The sequence below is a fragment of the Idiomarina sp. UBA4520 genome, from assembly GCF_002388365.1.
GTDB lineage: Bacteria > Pseudomonadota > Gammaproteobacteria > Enterobacterales > Alteromonadaceae > Idiomarina > Idiomarina zobellii.
Window position 1 is genome coordinate 39,091 of record NZ_DGMK01000012.1, and the last position, 14,881, is coordinate 53,971.

At 46.9% G+C, this 14,881-nt stretch carries 15 protein-coding genes and 1 pseudogene; 9 read left to right on the top strand and 7 right to left on the bottom strand.

What is annotated here, in order from left to right; all coding sequences use genetic code 11:
- Position 1 precedes the first annotated feature (1 nt).
- The 5 genes and pseudogenes from B3850_RS05500 to B3850_RS05520 all read right to left on the bottom strand — a co-directional run bounded on the left by B3850_RS05500 (position 2) and on the right by B3850_RS05520 (position 3,997).
- Positions 2-904 (bottom strand): efflux RND transporter periplasmic adaptor subunit, encoded by a 903-nt coding sequence (locus B3850_RS05500; RefSeq protein ID WP_286875710.1) that lies wholly within the window; start codon positions 902-904, stop codon positions 2-4.
- Complete coding sequence (locus B3850_RS05505; RefSeq protein WP_006955684.1) at positions 901-2,148, bottom strand: TolC family protein; 1,248 nt, start codon at positions 2,146-2,148, stop codon at positions 901-903. The genes B3850_RS05500 and B3850_RS05505 overlap by 4 nt, the downstream gene beginning before the upstream one ends.
- Before the next feature lie 47 nt (positions 2,149-2,195).
- On the bottom strand, positions 2,196-2,519 hold the full coding sequence (locus tag B3850_RS05510; protein ID WP_006955685.1) for a hypothetical protein: 324 nt from the start codon (positions 2,517-2,519) through the stop codon (positions 2,196-2,198).
- Positions 2,520-2,594: 75 nt separating this feature from the next.
- Positions 2,595-3,098 carry a signal peptidase II gene (lspA, locus tag B3850_RS05515; protein WP_034818150.1) on the bottom strand — a complete coding sequence of 168 codons (504 nt, stop codon included), beginning with the start codon at positions 3,096-3,098 and terminating at the stop codon, positions 2,595-2,597.
- A pseudogene (locus B3850_RS05520) lies at positions 3,099-3,997 on the bottom strand (cation transporter).
- A 73-nt stretch (positions 3,998-4,070) separates the two neighbouring features.
- On the opposite strand from B3850_RS05520, the gene cadR reads away from it, so the two are divergent.
- Positions 4,071-4,490, top strand: coding sequence for a Cd(II)/Pb(II)-responsive transcriptional regulator (cadR, locus tag B3850_RS05525; RefSeq protein ID WP_074668950.1), 420 nt, complete (start codon positions 4,071-4,073; stop codon positions 4,488-4,490).
- A 186-nt stretch (positions 4,491-4,676) separates the two neighbouring features.
- Here the strand turns inward: cadR and B3850_RS05530 are convergent, their stop codons facing one another.
- Positions 4,677-4,862 (bottom strand): hypothetical protein, encoded by a 186-nt coding sequence (locus tag B3850_RS05530; protein ID WP_058577381.1) that lies wholly within the window; start codon positions 4,860-4,862, stop codon positions 4,677-4,679.
- A gap of 211 nt (positions 4,863-5,073) precedes the next feature.
- Here B3850_RS05530 and B3850_RS05535 point away from each other — a divergent pair, with 211 nt between their 5' ends.
- From B3850_RS05535 to B3850_RS05555, 5 genes are all read left to right on the top strand, one after another.
- Positions 5,074-6,324, top strand: a complete 1,251-nt coding sequence (locus B3850_RS05535; RefSeq protein WP_058577380.1) for a TolC family protein — start codon at positions 5,074-5,076, stop codon at positions 6,322-6,324.
- Between the two features lie 3 nt (positions 6,325-6,327).
- Complete coding sequence (locus tag B3850_RS05540) at positions 6,328-7,473, top strand: efflux RND transporter periplasmic adaptor subunit (RefSeq protein WP_286911500.1); 1,146 nt, start codon at positions 6,328-6,330, stop codon at positions 7,471-7,473.
- Between the two features lie 11 nt (positions 7,474-7,484).
- Complete coding sequence (locus tag B3850_RS05545) at positions 7,485-10,682, top strand: efflux RND transporter permease subunit (RefSeq protein WP_286874247.1); 3,198 nt, start codon at positions 7,485-7,487, stop codon at positions 10,680-10,682.
- A 62-nt stretch (positions 10,683-10,744) separates the two neighbouring features.
- Positions 10,745-11,632 carry a cation diffusion facilitator family transporter gene (locus tag B3850_RS05550; protein ID WP_034818164.1) on the top strand — a complete coding sequence of 296 codons (888 nt, stop codon included), beginning with the start codon at positions 10,745-10,747 and terminating at the stop codon, positions 11,630-11,632.
- A gap of 2 nt (positions 11,633-11,634) precedes the next feature.
- Complete coding sequence (locus B3850_RS05555) at positions 11,635-11,970, top strand: YnfA family protein (protein WP_006956209.1); 336 nt, start codon at positions 11,635-11,637, stop codon at positions 11,968-11,970.
- Positions 11,971-12,018: 48 nt separating this feature from the next.
- On the opposite strand, the gene merR is transcribed toward B3850_RS05555, so the two are convergent.
- Entirely contained in the window at positions 12,019-12,462 is a 444-nt protein-coding gene (gene merR / locus B3850_RS05560) for an Hg(II)-responsive transcriptional regulator (RefSeq protein WP_034818168.1), read from the bottom strand.
- 74 nt (positions 12,463-12,536) lie between these two features.
- Here merR and merT point away from each other — a divergent pair, with 74 nt between their 5' ends.
- The 3 genes from merT to merA are packed head-to-tail and all read left to right on the top strand — an operon-like array spanning position 12,537 to position 14,659.
- Positions 12,537-12,887, top strand: a complete 351-nt coding sequence (merT, locus tag B3850_RS05565; protein ID WP_273024510.1) for a mercuric ion transporter MerT — start codon at positions 12,537-12,539, stop codon at positions 12,885-12,887.
- A gap of 13 nt (positions 12,888-12,900) precedes the next feature.
- Positions 12,901-13,200, top strand: a complete 300-nt coding sequence (merP, locus tag B3850_RS05570) for a mercury resistance system periplasmic binding protein MerP (RefSeq protein WP_006956212.1) — start codon at positions 12,901-12,903, stop codon at positions 13,198-13,200.
- Between the two features lie 55 nt (positions 13,201-13,255).
- A complete protein-coding gene (merA, locus tag B3850_RS05575) occupies positions 13,256-14,659 on the top strand; it encodes a mercury(II) reductase (protein WP_058577375.1) in 1,404 nt (467 codons plus the stop codon).
- The last annotated feature ends 222 nt before the right edge of the window (positions 14,660-14,881 follow it).

Sequence of the window (14,881 nt, forward strand, 5' to 3'; positions counted from 1 at the left end):
CCTAATCGCTGTGGCCTGCGCCTTGTTTTAGAATGTCAGCCTTTATCAAGTAGCTGTTTTCAACGACATAACTTTCGCCATTCTCAATACCCGATAACACCTCGGTGTATTCACCGTCAGTTCGGCCTAACTCAACTTCCCTGGCTTCGAAACGATTACCCTCTTTAATAAAAACAACGGGGTTATCGTCTAAACGTTGAACAGCATCATTGTTTATCGCCAAGCTCGCGTTAAAGCTGTCTGTAACGACATCCGCTTTTACGTGCATTCCCGGTCGCCAATGCCCCGACTGATTGGGCAACTCGATACGTGCGCGTGCAATATGTCCGCCAGTCATTTGTGGCGAGATATAAGACACAGTTCCTTCGACGGTTTTATGATGATGCAAGTCGTACACATAGGTCGTTTGCTCTTCTGCTAACGACTCAATGTTCTCCGGGAACGCTGAAAGCTCTACCCAGACCGATGATGGATCCAGGACTTCAAATAATGGCTTTTGCTCAACCACTTCACCAACATTGGTAAAACGTGCAGTTACCTCTCCGCTAATTGGGCTGATGACTTCAAATGCCGTGCCTGTCGTAACATTCTCAACAACAGCCAGAGTTTGCCCGGCTTTTATGGCATCGCCGATATTGGCCTTTAGTGACGTAACAATACCTTTGTACTTCGCTCCGATATGCACAATATTGTTATTATTGGGGGCTATTACACCGAAAATTGTTTGCTTTACTCGAATGCTTTGAGCGCTCGCTGTTGCCAACGTTAATTTCGCGTTTTCTATTGCTGCATCACTTAAATTGGTATGGGGTGCTTCATGCTCTTCGTGTTCTTTCTCATAAGCCAATGCGGGCAGTGAAAAACTGGCAATGCAGATAATTGTAATCAATGTGTTGAGTTTCATTGTTGTACTCCTAAAAACGGCTGTCCGGTCATGCGCTCTAATTCGATGATGTCGCTGTAAATCGCATGTTTCCGAGAAACTTTTTCGTACTCGAGTTTGGCTAACTCCGTTTGCGCGTCTAACACTTGCAACAAAGAATGCGTTCCGCGTGCGTAACCCTGTTGAGTCTGTTCAAGTAATTGCTCAGATAATGGCATCAGTCGCTGATTTATCTTTTGCAGATAACTTTGGTGAGTTTGCAAACTGTGCACTAGCGATAAAGCCAGTGATTTTAGTTGCTGCCGAACCTGTTTTTGCTGCGCCAGGTTAGACTGATGCAGTAATCGGCTTTGTTTTATGCGACCGACGTTAGGGTCAGTGAACTGCAATGGCATCGATGCCTGGACGATTAAACCTACATCATCGAACTCATTATTGTAGCGAGCCCCGACACCAACGGTAATATCCGACTTTGAGTCCGCTGCTAACGCTCTGGCTTGCGCTTGTAGAAGTTGCTCAGAGTCCAGTAAACGCAAATACTCCGGCGCCCGATTAACAGCCGATAACACGTTGGCTTTTTCCGGGAGGCTTAGCGGAAAAGTAAAGTCTCCAGAGACGCGCGTAAAATTGAGCTCGCCTGCCCACATTGAAGCCAGTTCAGCTTGTTGCTTTTTCAGTTTACCGTTCAACTCGTCAGAGAAAGCGTATTGGCGCTCTAACTGTAATTTAATGCGAATAACCTCGGATTTAGGCACCGCGCCAGCTTCTACACGCTCCTGTGCCACTTTTATCAGTCGCTCAGTTCGCTGAATTTGACGCTCGCTGGTATGCGCGACTTGCTGAAGTTTTAAAATGTCATAGAAACGCTGTGTGGTTTCTGCCAAAACCTCAATTTGACGATACTCAAACTCTGCTCGCTGAGCTTTCTCTTTTTCGGTTGCAGCTTTAACTCGTAACTGCCGTTTGTCCCCTAACTCTATGAGCTGAGAAAAGGATACGGTCAATTCTGAGTTACTGATACCTTCTAGCCGTCCTGAGCCGGCAAAGTTTTCTATTTCCGCAGATACCCTTGGGTTCGCTGAAAACTCAGCCTGCTCTATCAGTGCTCCTGCAGCTCGTATTTTATAATCATACTCCAGTAACTCAGGGTTATTCTTGATCGTTTTTTGTAACGCTTCTTTCAGCTTTAAATCTGTCGTCGCAGCCGTCGCCACAGGCACTAGCGCACCTAAGCAAAAGGCTGCCACGAAGTATAAATACTTCATGTTGCTTCTCCATTAACTTATAGGTTTTAAAAAGTCTAAGTTAACGGTTACGCGTTTGGTGGAGGTACAGGGGGTTGGTGAGTCAGGCTTTGGTCAAAACCTACCGAGTTTGAGTTGGGTGCCAAAATAACAGGCACGGCTGAAATTAAGAGGTTATAACCAGTAATGCAACTAATATGAGGTTGTGTTTGTTGTTTACTATCATATATTGATTTATTTAAGTCTTGATTTTCACGCTCAATTTCTAAGACTAAGTCATACGCAACTCCTGCACTCTTTATTGAAGACTGACTGAAAGTACCAGCCACAGGAGCACAGGCAAAAGAGCTATGAATGAGCACAGTCAGTATTAAAAACCAAGATATTTTCATTCAATTACCCCACTCAATATAAATTCCTAATCCATCCAAAATAAGCTCGGCCATATTAATTATTATACTTACTATTTACTTAGAACCCGGTAGATTCGGTATCATTGAGACCTGCAAGTTGCTTAACAGTAATAGGATAACTCCTAGGGTAATTGCAATATCGGCAATATTAAAAACTGGCAATTGCCACGTTTGCCAACCTAGATGAAGGGAGTCGACAACATAGCCACGAAACAGTCGGTCAATGAGGTTCCCAACCGCCCCCCCAAGAATCAGCCCGTAGCTAATGCCATCCCGTTTACTTACTTTATTAAAGATCAACCTCGTTAAAGCCACAGACATTAGCAGAGCAACCCCAATAAAAAAATAGCGCTGCCAACCTCCACCATTTGAAAGCAGGCCAAATGCCGCACCAGTGTTCCAAGTGTGTACCCAATTGAAAAAAGGGGTCAATGAAATCGAATCACCGTAAGCTATTGATTGCTGCGTCTGCCACTTGATCACTTGGTCAAGGACTACAGTTAAACCAGAAATTAACAGAGAAATATAGGGCGAAAATCCTTTATCAACGCAGGACATTCAGTTCCCCTTCAGTGCAAAAATGCGTCTTGACCCGTTAAGCACGATTAAACCTGCTATGCTACCTATAATAAGATCTGGGTAATTCGACCCGGTCAACGCAACGAGGGTGCCAGCGATGATTACGCCAAGGTTAATCACTACATCATTAGCTGAAAAAATCCAACTTGCTTTCATATGCGCACCACCTCCTCTATGTTTGGAGATAAGTAGAAGACAGATGGTATTGCCAATCAACGCGACAAATGCAATCCCCATCATCGCAAGTGACTCAGGTTCACTCCCGAATACGAAGCGTCTCACAACTTCTGCAAGTACACCCAGAGCCAAAACCAGTTGTAGTACGCCAGCTAGGTGCGCAGCACGTATTTGCATATTAACACTACGCGCTACGGCATAAAGAGAAAGCCCGTAAACTGCCGCATCGGCAAAATTATCTAAAGATTCCCCAATCAAACCAGCAGACTGCCAAAGCAGTCCGGCAGTCATTTCCACCAAGAACAGAAGAGTATTGATGGTGAGCAACCAACACAAGGTGCGGGACTCCTGCTTATCCGAACTTGCCGAAAACTCCTCAGCTTTGATTGCCTCGGAGTCCGCAGCAGTGTCTCTTTCAAGCGAGGCCCCCAAACCTAGAGTCTCTAATTTAGAAGTAATAAAGGCTGTCTCACCATCATGTAATACCTTCAGCCGACGGTTTGACAAGTCGAAGGATAATGAATGAATTTCCTCAAACCCATTCAGGCCAAGCGAATCATTCGTTCTTCTGATGGGCAATCCATTTTTGCTACAGAGTAAACGATGAGCCGTTTACCTGACTCTTCGTAGGCATTTTTTGAGTCGCCATTTGTTCGAACCGTATCAAAGGAACTAGCCATCGTATTACTTACCTTAAATATATAGTTTCACAATTAAAAACTATAAAGTTACTATAAGGTCAAGAAATTACTTAACTAGATAGGAAATTTTCTTATGCGTATTGGTCAACTAGCAGACTTATTAGGAATTCAAACCCAGACAATAAGGTTCTATGAAAAAAAGGGTTTGTTACCTTTACCAGCTCGTAGTTATAACGGATATCGAGTATACACTGAAAAACATTACAAAAGACTTAAGTTTGTATGTAGCTGCAGAGCTATAGGCCTTTCATTATCTGAAACCCGCAGATTACAAGATTATCAAGACAATCCACATCAACCTTGCTCAGCCGTTAATACCCTGATTGATGAACACATAATGCACATACGCTCTCAAATTACTTCTTTGCAAGATCTTGAGAAGCAACTCACTTCAATTAGAACAAGTTGTACTGGCCAAAGCAAAGTTATTGCGTGTACAATTCTTAATAAAATTGATGAAATAGAATCTGTTAGTTGTAACCGAGACGTCTAAATTTCCGGAGGTTACACAACGTACTTACACAATTTTTTAAGGTTGTCCAGCGGAGCTTCGTTAGGCTACTGAGTGTCTAGTGAACTAGTGGCGATTCAGAATGCACTAGTTGAAAACTATTTTTAATTAATGTACCGTTAAGCTGCTTATTTAGAACTGCAGGTAATGATGCTTAGACTCGGATTTTTAATACTGGTGCTTGCTGCCGTTCTGACTCAAATCAGTCAGTCGGTTGCTGACGTGCATCAATCTCACCAATCCTCTTCTGAGCAACACCTCAATTTTGAGCATGACGAATCCCACATCGATAAGCGCAATCTCCCTAAAAGTGGCGAAATCAGCTTTGACTACCATCATTGCTGTCACTGCCATGGTTCATTTCATTTATATGCCATGAAGGCTGAAAAAACTCTCGCGTTACCACGAATGGGCACAATACGTCTTGGGTATACTGAGTTTTACACTAACCCACTATCATCGCCGCTGTTCCGGCCTCCCATCTCCTCATAGCTGCCTAATACGCTGCTTTAGCAGCGCAACTAAATCATTATTTTACGCAGTAATATGACTGAGGAGTCTATCTATGGGTCCGTTTTCGACACATAGCAAACGCTTGTTTGTTGCCGTAAGTCTGGCAATAAGTTCAAGCTACGCCAATGCACAACAGTTGCCCGAGCAATGGCAAAAAACTGTGCAGCAACACCCCAGTGTTGAAGCCGCTCAACAGCAGGCTGAAGCGCTGATCCAACAGGGCAAACAATTAAATCAGCCTTTGTACAACCCTAGCTTATCGTCACGCTTAGAGCGCGAGGGTGACATCAATAATTACGCTGTTGGTCTAAGCCAGACGCTGGACTGGAGCACTCGCAATGAAGCAAGGGCCAGTCAGAGTGACGCCATGACGGCTATGGCAGTGAGTATTTATCGCCAGTCGGCGACATCGCATGCTAAAACTTTGTTGAATGCCTATGTGCAATGGCTGGATGCAAAACAGCGTTACGCACTGGCCGAGCAACAAGAGAAAATCGTTAAACAGGCGATAAGCCTGGTTGCCGAACGACGTAAAGCCGGTGACTTAGGTGCCGTCGACGAACAACTGACGGTACTCGCACTAAGTCGGCAACTGCAACAAACGGCAGCGGCTTATCAACAGCTGCAATCCGCTGAAGCAGAGTTAAACGCTCTGCTAACCACGATTGACGTCGGTCAACTCTCCGTGAATGAGGAGCTATTTAACGTTGAACCTGCGTTAACGGCTCGCTGGCAACAACATCCGGCGTTAAAAGCTGCTTACCTGCAATGGCAATTAAAGCGCGCCGATGTCGACTGGAAACGCTCGTTAACCACCGCCAACCCAACCGTAGGCGTCGAAGCGGGCGAGAGCGATAACGAAACAGTAGTTGGCTTATCATTCAGCATTCCACTACAGATTCGCAATAACTACAGCGATGCAGTACGCGCAGCCAATAGCGAAGCTGTTGCTGAAGAAAAACGTTTGATTGCACTAAGGCAACAATGGCAAGCAGCACTGAAATCATCTCTTAACAATTATCGTTTTGTGAAAAAACAGTGGCAAAGCTGGCAAAGAGACTTTCAATCTCGGCAGGATGAGTCGATGCAGGTGATTGAACAGTCCTGGCTCGCCGGTGACCTATCCACCACCGACTACCTCACCGCTGTGCAACAGCAGCTCGATAGCCAATTTGCAGGGATAGCGCTGCAAACACAATATCGGTTGGCCGCCATTGAATGGTTGTACCGTTCAGGCGAACTCAGTAAAGCGCTGACGTTATCGCCGTTAAGCCAGCAAACAAACGCAGAGATTGGAGAGTAAACGATGTCAGTAAAACCTTTATACGCAGCAATAGCACTTGCGCTGAGCTTTTCGGTTATGGCGCAGGATGAACACGGACACGACGAAAAAGAAGATACCCACAAGGAAGAAGGCAAACACGAGCAAGGTGAACATAAGGAAAGCTCAGGCGTGGAGCTATCCAGCAAGCAGCTGTCCATGGCAGATATCACCACGCGAACCTTGCAAACTCAAGTCATTGAATATCCGGTTTATGCCCCGGGCGAGGTGGTTGCTAACGACTTTAATAGCTACATCGTGAGTCCGCGCATCGACTCGACCGTGCTCAAACGTTTTGTCAGTATTGGCGACCACGTCGAAAAAGGTGAGCCGCTGGCAACCCTCTTCAGCGCCACCATGGCGGAGGCGCAAAGTCAGTATTTGGTCACACTTAACGAATGGCAACGCGTGCAGTCACTCGGTGAGTCAACTGTTGGTGAAAAACGCTTTGTCGAAGCGAAAAACGCCTTTACCTCAGCGCAAGCGCAACTCAAAGCATTTGGTATGTCAGCCAGTGATATTAAGCGTTTAAGTAAAGCTGACTACCCTGTCGGCGAATACCAACTGACCTCAGAAATTGGCGGGATTGTGGTTAGCGATAACTTCAAGCAAGGCCAGCAAGTTAATGCCGGTAATCACTTGGTTGAAGTGCTACAAGAAGAAACCTTGTGGGTTAATGCTCGTCTACCAGGCTCAGCTGACCTTAGTGTGCAGTTTGGTGATCCTGTTACAGTGAGTGTCGACAATCAGCGCTTTGCGGCAAAAGTCATTCAGGAAGGCCACACAATCGACGATAAAACCCGCACCCGAACGGTACGACTTGCGGTAAATAACGAAAAGGACCAATTACACCCTGGTTTATTTGCGGATGTTTATTTCTCAGTCAAGTCGGATGGACCGGTGCTTGCAGTTAAGGACTCAGCCTTAATGCGGGCATCTGATGGTGACTGGCAGATATTCATTGAGCACGAACCCGGAAAGTTTGAACCGAAGAAAGTCGAATTGGTTGATGAAAAGGGTCCGTGGAAAGTCATTCGAGGCGTTAAGGAAGGCACAGAGTACGTCGATAACGGCGCGTTTTTCGTTCGCTCACAAATCGCTAAAGGCGGTTTTGACCCACATAACCACTAACAGGAGGTTGTATGTTTCAGCGCATTATTCAGTTTGCTGTCGCCAATCGCCTGTTATTGGTATTGGCTTTATTCAGCATCAGCATTGCGTCATTTTTTATTATTCCCAAACTTAATCTGGATGCCTTTCCCGATGTTACCAACGTTCAGGTAACGGTAAATACGGAAGCACCAGGATTAGCAGCGACCGAAGTCGAGCAGCTTATTACCTATCCGATAGAGTCGGTGATGTATGCCCTGCCCGACGTCAAAGAAGTTCGGTCAATCTCAAAAACAGGTTTATCGGGCATTACCGTGGTATTTGACGAGAGTGTCGATATCTACTTTGCCCGGCAACTGGTGTTTGAACGACTGCAGGCGGCAAAGGAGTTGATACCCGAAGGCGTAGGTACACCCGAAATGGGTCCTAACTCTTCCGGCCTCGGCCAGGTTTATCAGTATCTGCTACTTGCCGAACCGGGCTCCGGTGTCAGCAGTATGGAGCTACGCAGTCTTAACGACTATGTGGTTAAACTGCTACTAATGCCCGTTGAGGGAATTACCGAAGTCTTGTCCTTTGGCGGTAAGGTTAAGCAATATCAGGTTAACCTAAATCCCGCGAAGTTACTGTCTTACGAACTCACACAGCAAGATGTGATGAGCGCGGTCAACAAGAATAACGGTAACGTTGGTGGTTGGTATATGCCCCGCGGTCAGGAGCAGTTGGTTATTCGCGGCACCGGCTGGCTGGAAAGCGGTAAAAAAGGCCTGCAACAAATACGACAAATACCGCTCAAAACCGTTGACGGCGTTTCCGTAACACTGGGCCAGGTTGCCGACGTCGAAATCGGCAGTGAAATTCGCCAGGGAGCGGTCTCAATGTCGCGTAAAGTCGACGGCGAGGTCAACCAGCTGGGCGAAGTGGTGTCGGGTATTGTGCTCAAACGCATGGGCTCGAATACCAAAGCCACCATCGACGGTATTAAAAAGCGCATTCCGCTTATTCAGCAAGCATTACCCGAGGGTGTCACCTTTGAGCCGTATTATGATCAGGCCGATTTAATACAAAAAGCCGTATCTACGGTCGCATATTCACTGCTCATTGCCTTTGTCTTTATTATCGCAGTATTAGCACTGTTTTTGCTCAACATACGCGCTACTTTTTTAGTGTTACTGTCCATTCCCGTTTCTATCGCCATTGCCCTGATGGTAATGTCCGCGATGGGCATGTCAGCTAACCTGATGTCGCTGGGCGGGATTGCTGTTGCCATTGGTATGCTGGTCGACGGCTCCGTGGTGATGGTTGAAAACATCTTTAAGCACTTAAGTCGTCCGGATAGTGAACACCAAGGCGACGCCGAGCAACGCACAGAGCACCGCGACCCGGATCCTCAGGCAGCCAAACTCGATAGCCATGGTATCAAGCTGCGAGTTAAGGAAGCGGCTAACGAAGTGGCACGACCGGTATTCTTTGCCGCCATGATTATCTTGGTGGTCTTTATGCCACTGTTTAGTTTTCAGGGTGTTGAAGCTAAATTATTTGAGCCCATGGCGATCAGTATTATGTTGGCCATTATCTCCGCGGTTTTTGTGGCCATTATGGTTGTCCCGGCATTAGCCAGTTACTTTTTCAGTCGGGGTATTAAGCCTCGTGAAAATAAACTGCTTAAACCACTAGATAATGGTTATAAAAGACTATTATCGGTGGCGTTACGCAGTAAAAAGGCTGTTATTCCCCTGGCCGGTGTGCTGTTTGTCGGCGCTTTGGTGTTAGTGCCTCGTCTCGGCACAGAATTTGCGCCCGAATTGGAAGAAGGCACGATTAATATTCGCGTGACATTAGCCCCCTCCTCTAACCTTGAAACGGCCTTAGAGGTGGCTCCGAAGCTTGAAAAAATCCTGATGTCGTTCCCGGAAACCACCTACGCACTCAGCCGCATTGGACGAGCTGAAGTGGGTGGTGATCCAGAGCCTATCAGCAACATCGAGATATACGTGGGTCTCAAGCCGCAGTCTGAATGGACAACAGCATCGGATCGCTACGCCTTACAAGAAAAAATGGAGGCAAAACTCGATGCTCACCCAGGCTTGTTGTTTAATTTTTCACAACCTATCGCAACACGGGTTGATGAACTGCTATCAGGTGTAAAATCGCAGCTAGCCATCAAACTATTTGGACCCGAGCTTGACGTGTTGGCCCGTAAAGGCCAGGAAATAGAAAGTGCCGTCAAGCAAGTTGACGGGGCCGTTGCAGTAGCGATGGAGCAAATAAAAGGTGAAGCACAACTCGTGGTTTCGCCGAAACGCCAACAACTCTCACGCTACGGCTTAAATGTCTCCGATGTACTGAGCGTTGTCGACAATGGCTTGGGTGGCGCTTCGGCAGGCCAGATCATTCGCGGTAATGAGCGCTATGATATTTACGTGCGGCTGGCCAAGCAATTCCGCGATACGCCGGAGTCTATTCGCTCGTTACGCTTGTTAACTCCTTCGGGAGCCTGGGTAACCGTAGGCGAAGTCGCCCACGTCGCAATTGAATCAGGACCACCGCAAATCCGTCGTGATGATGTACAGCGTCGCGTTGTGATTCAATCGAACGTTCAGGGTCGTGACATGGGTAGCGTGGTTGCCGATATTCGGAAGGCGATTGACGAGAAGGTGGATTTACCAACCGGTTACTCAGTCGATATTGGTGGCCAGTTCGAAAGTCAACAACGAGCACAGGAGCGCTTGTCCATTGTCGTTCCCATATCGCTGGCACTCATCGCCCTGCTGCTTTATTTTGCTTTCGGCACCATGGGTCAAGCCATGTTGATTTTGGTGAATGTACCATTGGCAGTCATCGGCGGTATTGTGGCTCTCTATGTGTCAGGACAGTACTTATCGGTGCCCAGCGCCGTGGGTTTCATCACGCTGTTTGGTGTGGCGGTACTAAACGGTGTAGTTCTGGTCGAGAGTATTAACCAGAGAATAACCGATGGGCATGCGGTTAATGATGCCGTGTTTGATGGCGCATGGTCGCGACTCCGCCCAGTATTGATGACTGCAATAACCTCAGCGTTAGGACTCATTCCCATGCTGTTTGCAACCGGTGCAGGGGCTGAAATTCAACGCCCACTGGCTACCGTCATTGTTGGTGGTTTGGTATCAGCTACTCTGCTGACATTGGTTATCTTACCCGTGCTCTATCCTTGGTTTTCGAAACAAAAAATTAAGGATTTAAGCCGTTAGGGTTCAATAGCATTTAAGGGGGCGGTTATTGTCGCCCCCTTTTATTAAAAGAGGAACGTATTATGGGACATCACCATAACCATGATCACTCAAAGGACATGCCGTCCAACCGATTAGGTTGGGCATTTCTGCTTAACTTTGTTTTTACCATTATTGAGTTCATTGGTGGTTTTCTTACCAACAGTACCGCCATTTTAGCTGATGCCGTTCATGATCTTGGCGATAGCCTGTCGTTAGGTCTCGCGTGGATACTAAATAAACTTGGCAAAAAACAGGCTAACCAACACTTTACCTACGGTTATAAAAGACTGAATCTTGCCGGTGCATTTATTAATGCCGTTGTGTTAATCGCAGGCTCTGCCTGGGTACTTGTGGAAGCAATTCCCAGACTCTGGAACCCTCAGATGCCCGTCGCTGATGGCATGATTGCTTTAGCCGTCGTTGGCATTACAGTTAATGGATTTGCTGCTTACAAATTGTCAGAGGGCAAAACGTTAAACGAACGCGTTATTAACTGGCACTTGCTGGAGGATGTTCTCGGCTGGGTCGCTGTACTTATCGTTGGTATTGTTTTGCTGTTCGTAGACTGGCCGATTCTCGACCCTATATTGTCGATTGGCTTTACGCTATTTATTTTAGTGAATGTACTACGCAACCTGTGGGCAACGCTGAAGCTCTTCATACAGGCCACGCCAGACAAAAAAACCTACAAACAAGTCGCGGACGCTTTACTGGAGCTACCTCATGTTGCTGACCTACACCATTTGCATTTTTGGTCACTAGACGGCGAGGAGCATGTATTAACCGTTCATTTGGTGTTAACTGAAAATCTTGATATCGAGGCCCGTAGCGACTTAAAACAGCACATCGATAACGTCCTTGCGCCCTATGCTTTAAGCCATACAACGGTAGAACTAGAAGATCCTGATGAAGCGTGTAGGGACAACTGATAATGAGTGCATTATTTTTATTGAAAACGCTCGGGTTATTTATTGCCACCGCAATTGCCGAAATTGTCGGTTGCTATTTACCCTACCTATGGCTCAAAGAGGGCCATTCCGTTTGGTTGCTCATTCCGGCAGCAATAAGCTTAGCTTTATTTGCTTACTTATTAACACTTCATCCAGCGGAAAGCGGGCGGGTCTACGCAGCTTATGGTGGTATTTACGTGTTAACTGCCATAGTCTGGCTGCGAATTGTCGATAAATCGCCACTATCCAATTTCGACCTGATTGGCACGACGTTTGTGCTAACCGGTATGGGGATTCTTGTGTATGGCTGGCGTTAGCTATAAAGCAATTCAGTTAAAGAACTCCACTCAAAAGTTTTACACAGACTAGCGCACCTTATGTTTGTCCGTGGTAGCGTCCTCAACCCCGTCATTAAGCGACGCCATCAGTGGACAATAGACATCTCCGTGTCCGGCGCTGCATTTTTGCACCAACTCATTCAGCGCTTGTTCAATTTGCTGTAAGTGCGATATCTTTCGACGAACACTGATGAGCTTTTGCTCCCCAAGCTCCCGTGCTTCATCGCAATGAGCGCCATCTTGCAGAGTTAATAGCTCACCAATTTCATCCAGACTAAATCCAAGCCATTGAGACGCGCGAATAAAATGAAGCCGAGCAAGCGCTTGTTCGTCGTAATGTCGAATTCCCCCATACGGCTTCTCCGGCTCGCTCATTAGCCCTCGGCGCTGATAATAGCGCACCGTTTCCACGCCCACGCCGGCTGTTTTGGCCAGCGTGCCAATTGTCATTACGTTGCGTTTTTTTAACATAGCTATTGCTTCCGTAGTGAGGTACGGGTCTAAGATTAACACATTAAAGCAAAATGCCCGAAGGAGTTACTCTTATGTCAAATTCAAAATCTGGTCGGGGCTCTCTTCTCGCGGGAGGGATCGCAGCGACTCTGGCATCTGCGTGTTGTCTGGGTCCCCTCATATTACTTGCACTCGGTGTATCCGGGGCCTGGATTGGGAGCCTCACAGCACTTGAGCCTTATCGACCCATTTTTATTGCCATTGCATTGATTGCCATATTCTTTGCCTGGCGTCGAATATACCGGCGTGCTGATGACTGCAACCCTGATAACACCTGCGCAACGCCAAGTGCTCGTAAGAGCTACAAAGTGATGTTTTGGCTCGTTGCGGTGCTTACTTTAACAGCACTGGCGTACCCCTATGTTGTTCCTTTCTTTTACTAGGAGGCAATACACGATGAAAAAAGCAATGATAACAACCATTTTATTTTTACTGTTTAGCATGCCCGCATTGGCGGCTGAGAAAACCGTCACGCTATCAGTACCCGGTATGACATGCGTCACCTGCCCAATTACCGTCAAAGCTGCACTTGGCCAAGTCGCAGGTGTGAGCGCCGTCGATGTCCGTTTTGAAGAGCGGGATGCAACCGTGACATTCGACGACGAAAAAACGTCAGTTAAGCAGCTCACTGAAGCAACGACAAATGCAGGATACCCATCAACACTGAAAGCAACGGCACCAAAAAATCAGTCATGAAACATCACAATGCCTTATAGCTGCTGTAAAACTGAAAGACCAAGGAGTAACCGTTATGAGTAGTAACAATTTACACATTGCTGTCATTGGTAGCGGCGGCAGTGCGATGGCTGCGGCACTCAAAGCGACCGAGGGAGGTGCCCGAGTGACGCTCATTGAGAGAGGTACTATTGGCGGAACTTGTGTCAATATTGGCTGTGTCCCGTCTAAAATCATGATCCGAGCGGCTCATATCGCCCAACTGCGGCGAGAAAGCTCTTTTGATAAAGGCTTAAGTACTCATACTCTTAAGGTAAATCGATCAGCTCTCCTCGAGCAACAACAGGCTCGGGTAGAAGAACTCCGTGAATCCAAATACCAGAGTATTCTTAGAGAGAATTCCGCCATTACCGTTATTAACGGCGAAGCCCGCTTTATAAACGATGAAACTCTTTCCGTATCACTTCGCGATGGCGGTGAGCAAACGATTTACTTTGACCGTGCTTTTATCGGCACCGGGGCCCGACCCGCACACCCCCCCATCCCCGGCTTAGCTGAAACCCCTTACCTTACTTCGACAAGCGCATTAGAGCTAAATGACATTCCTAAGCGCCTCCTTATTATTGGAGCCTCGGTCGTTGCTCTTGAGTTAGCACAAGCCTTCGCGCGTCTCGGTAGTGAAGTTACTGTTTTGGCCCGCAATCGGGTGTTATCCCAAGACGAGCCTGCCATTGGTGAAGCAATAGCGACTGTTTTTGATCGCGAAGGCATCAATGTGCTTGAGCATACAGAAGCCAGCGAAGTGCGTTACGACGGACAACACTTCATTCTCAAAACCAATGCCGGAACATTAAAAGCAGAACAACTGCTCGTGGCCACAGGCCGTACGCCCAATACGGAAAACCTCGATTTAAAAACCATCGGTGTACAAACTGAACGCGGTACAATAACGATTAACGAGCGCATGCAAACCTCTAACTCAAGAGTATATGCGGCAGGCGACTGTACGAATCAGCCGCAGTTTGTCTATGTCGCCGCCGCAGGCGGCAGCCGAGCCGCTATTAACATGACGGGCGGTGATGCGCATCTTGATCTCAGTGCAATGCCCAAGGTTATCTTTACTGATCCACAAGTCGCCACGGTGGGTTTATCAGAAGCTGATGCTAAAACTGGTGGTTACGTCACCGAAAGCCGCACGTTGGGCCTTGAAAATGTCCCACGGGCATTGGTTAACTTCAATACCCAAGGGTTTATAAAAATTGTCGCAGAGAGTGGCAGCGGCCGACTGCTCGGTGTTCAAGTCGTCGCAGGAGAAGCCGGTGAGTTGATTCAGGCTGCTGTAATGGCGATAAGAGCAGGAATGACAGTCAATGAGTTGGCTGATGAGCTCTTCCCATACCTTACGATGGTAGAAGGCTTAAAATTATGCGCTCAAACGTTTACTAAAGATGTTAGCCAATTATCTTGCTGCGCTGGGTGAGATAACCTAGCTTAACTTCACTGGACAGTTACCAATATTTCGGATTTAGCTGCTGGTTGGTGATAGGTTAAGCTAGTTCAGGAGTGATAATAGTTGTTATAAGCACTTTTTTCTCATTCATATTAGCTCTTATTTGTCTCACTTATTTGACAATAAGTTTTCCTAGATACCTTTGCATCTGACAATGAAAATCGTATTCTCGAGAGTGTTCAATATTCTGTG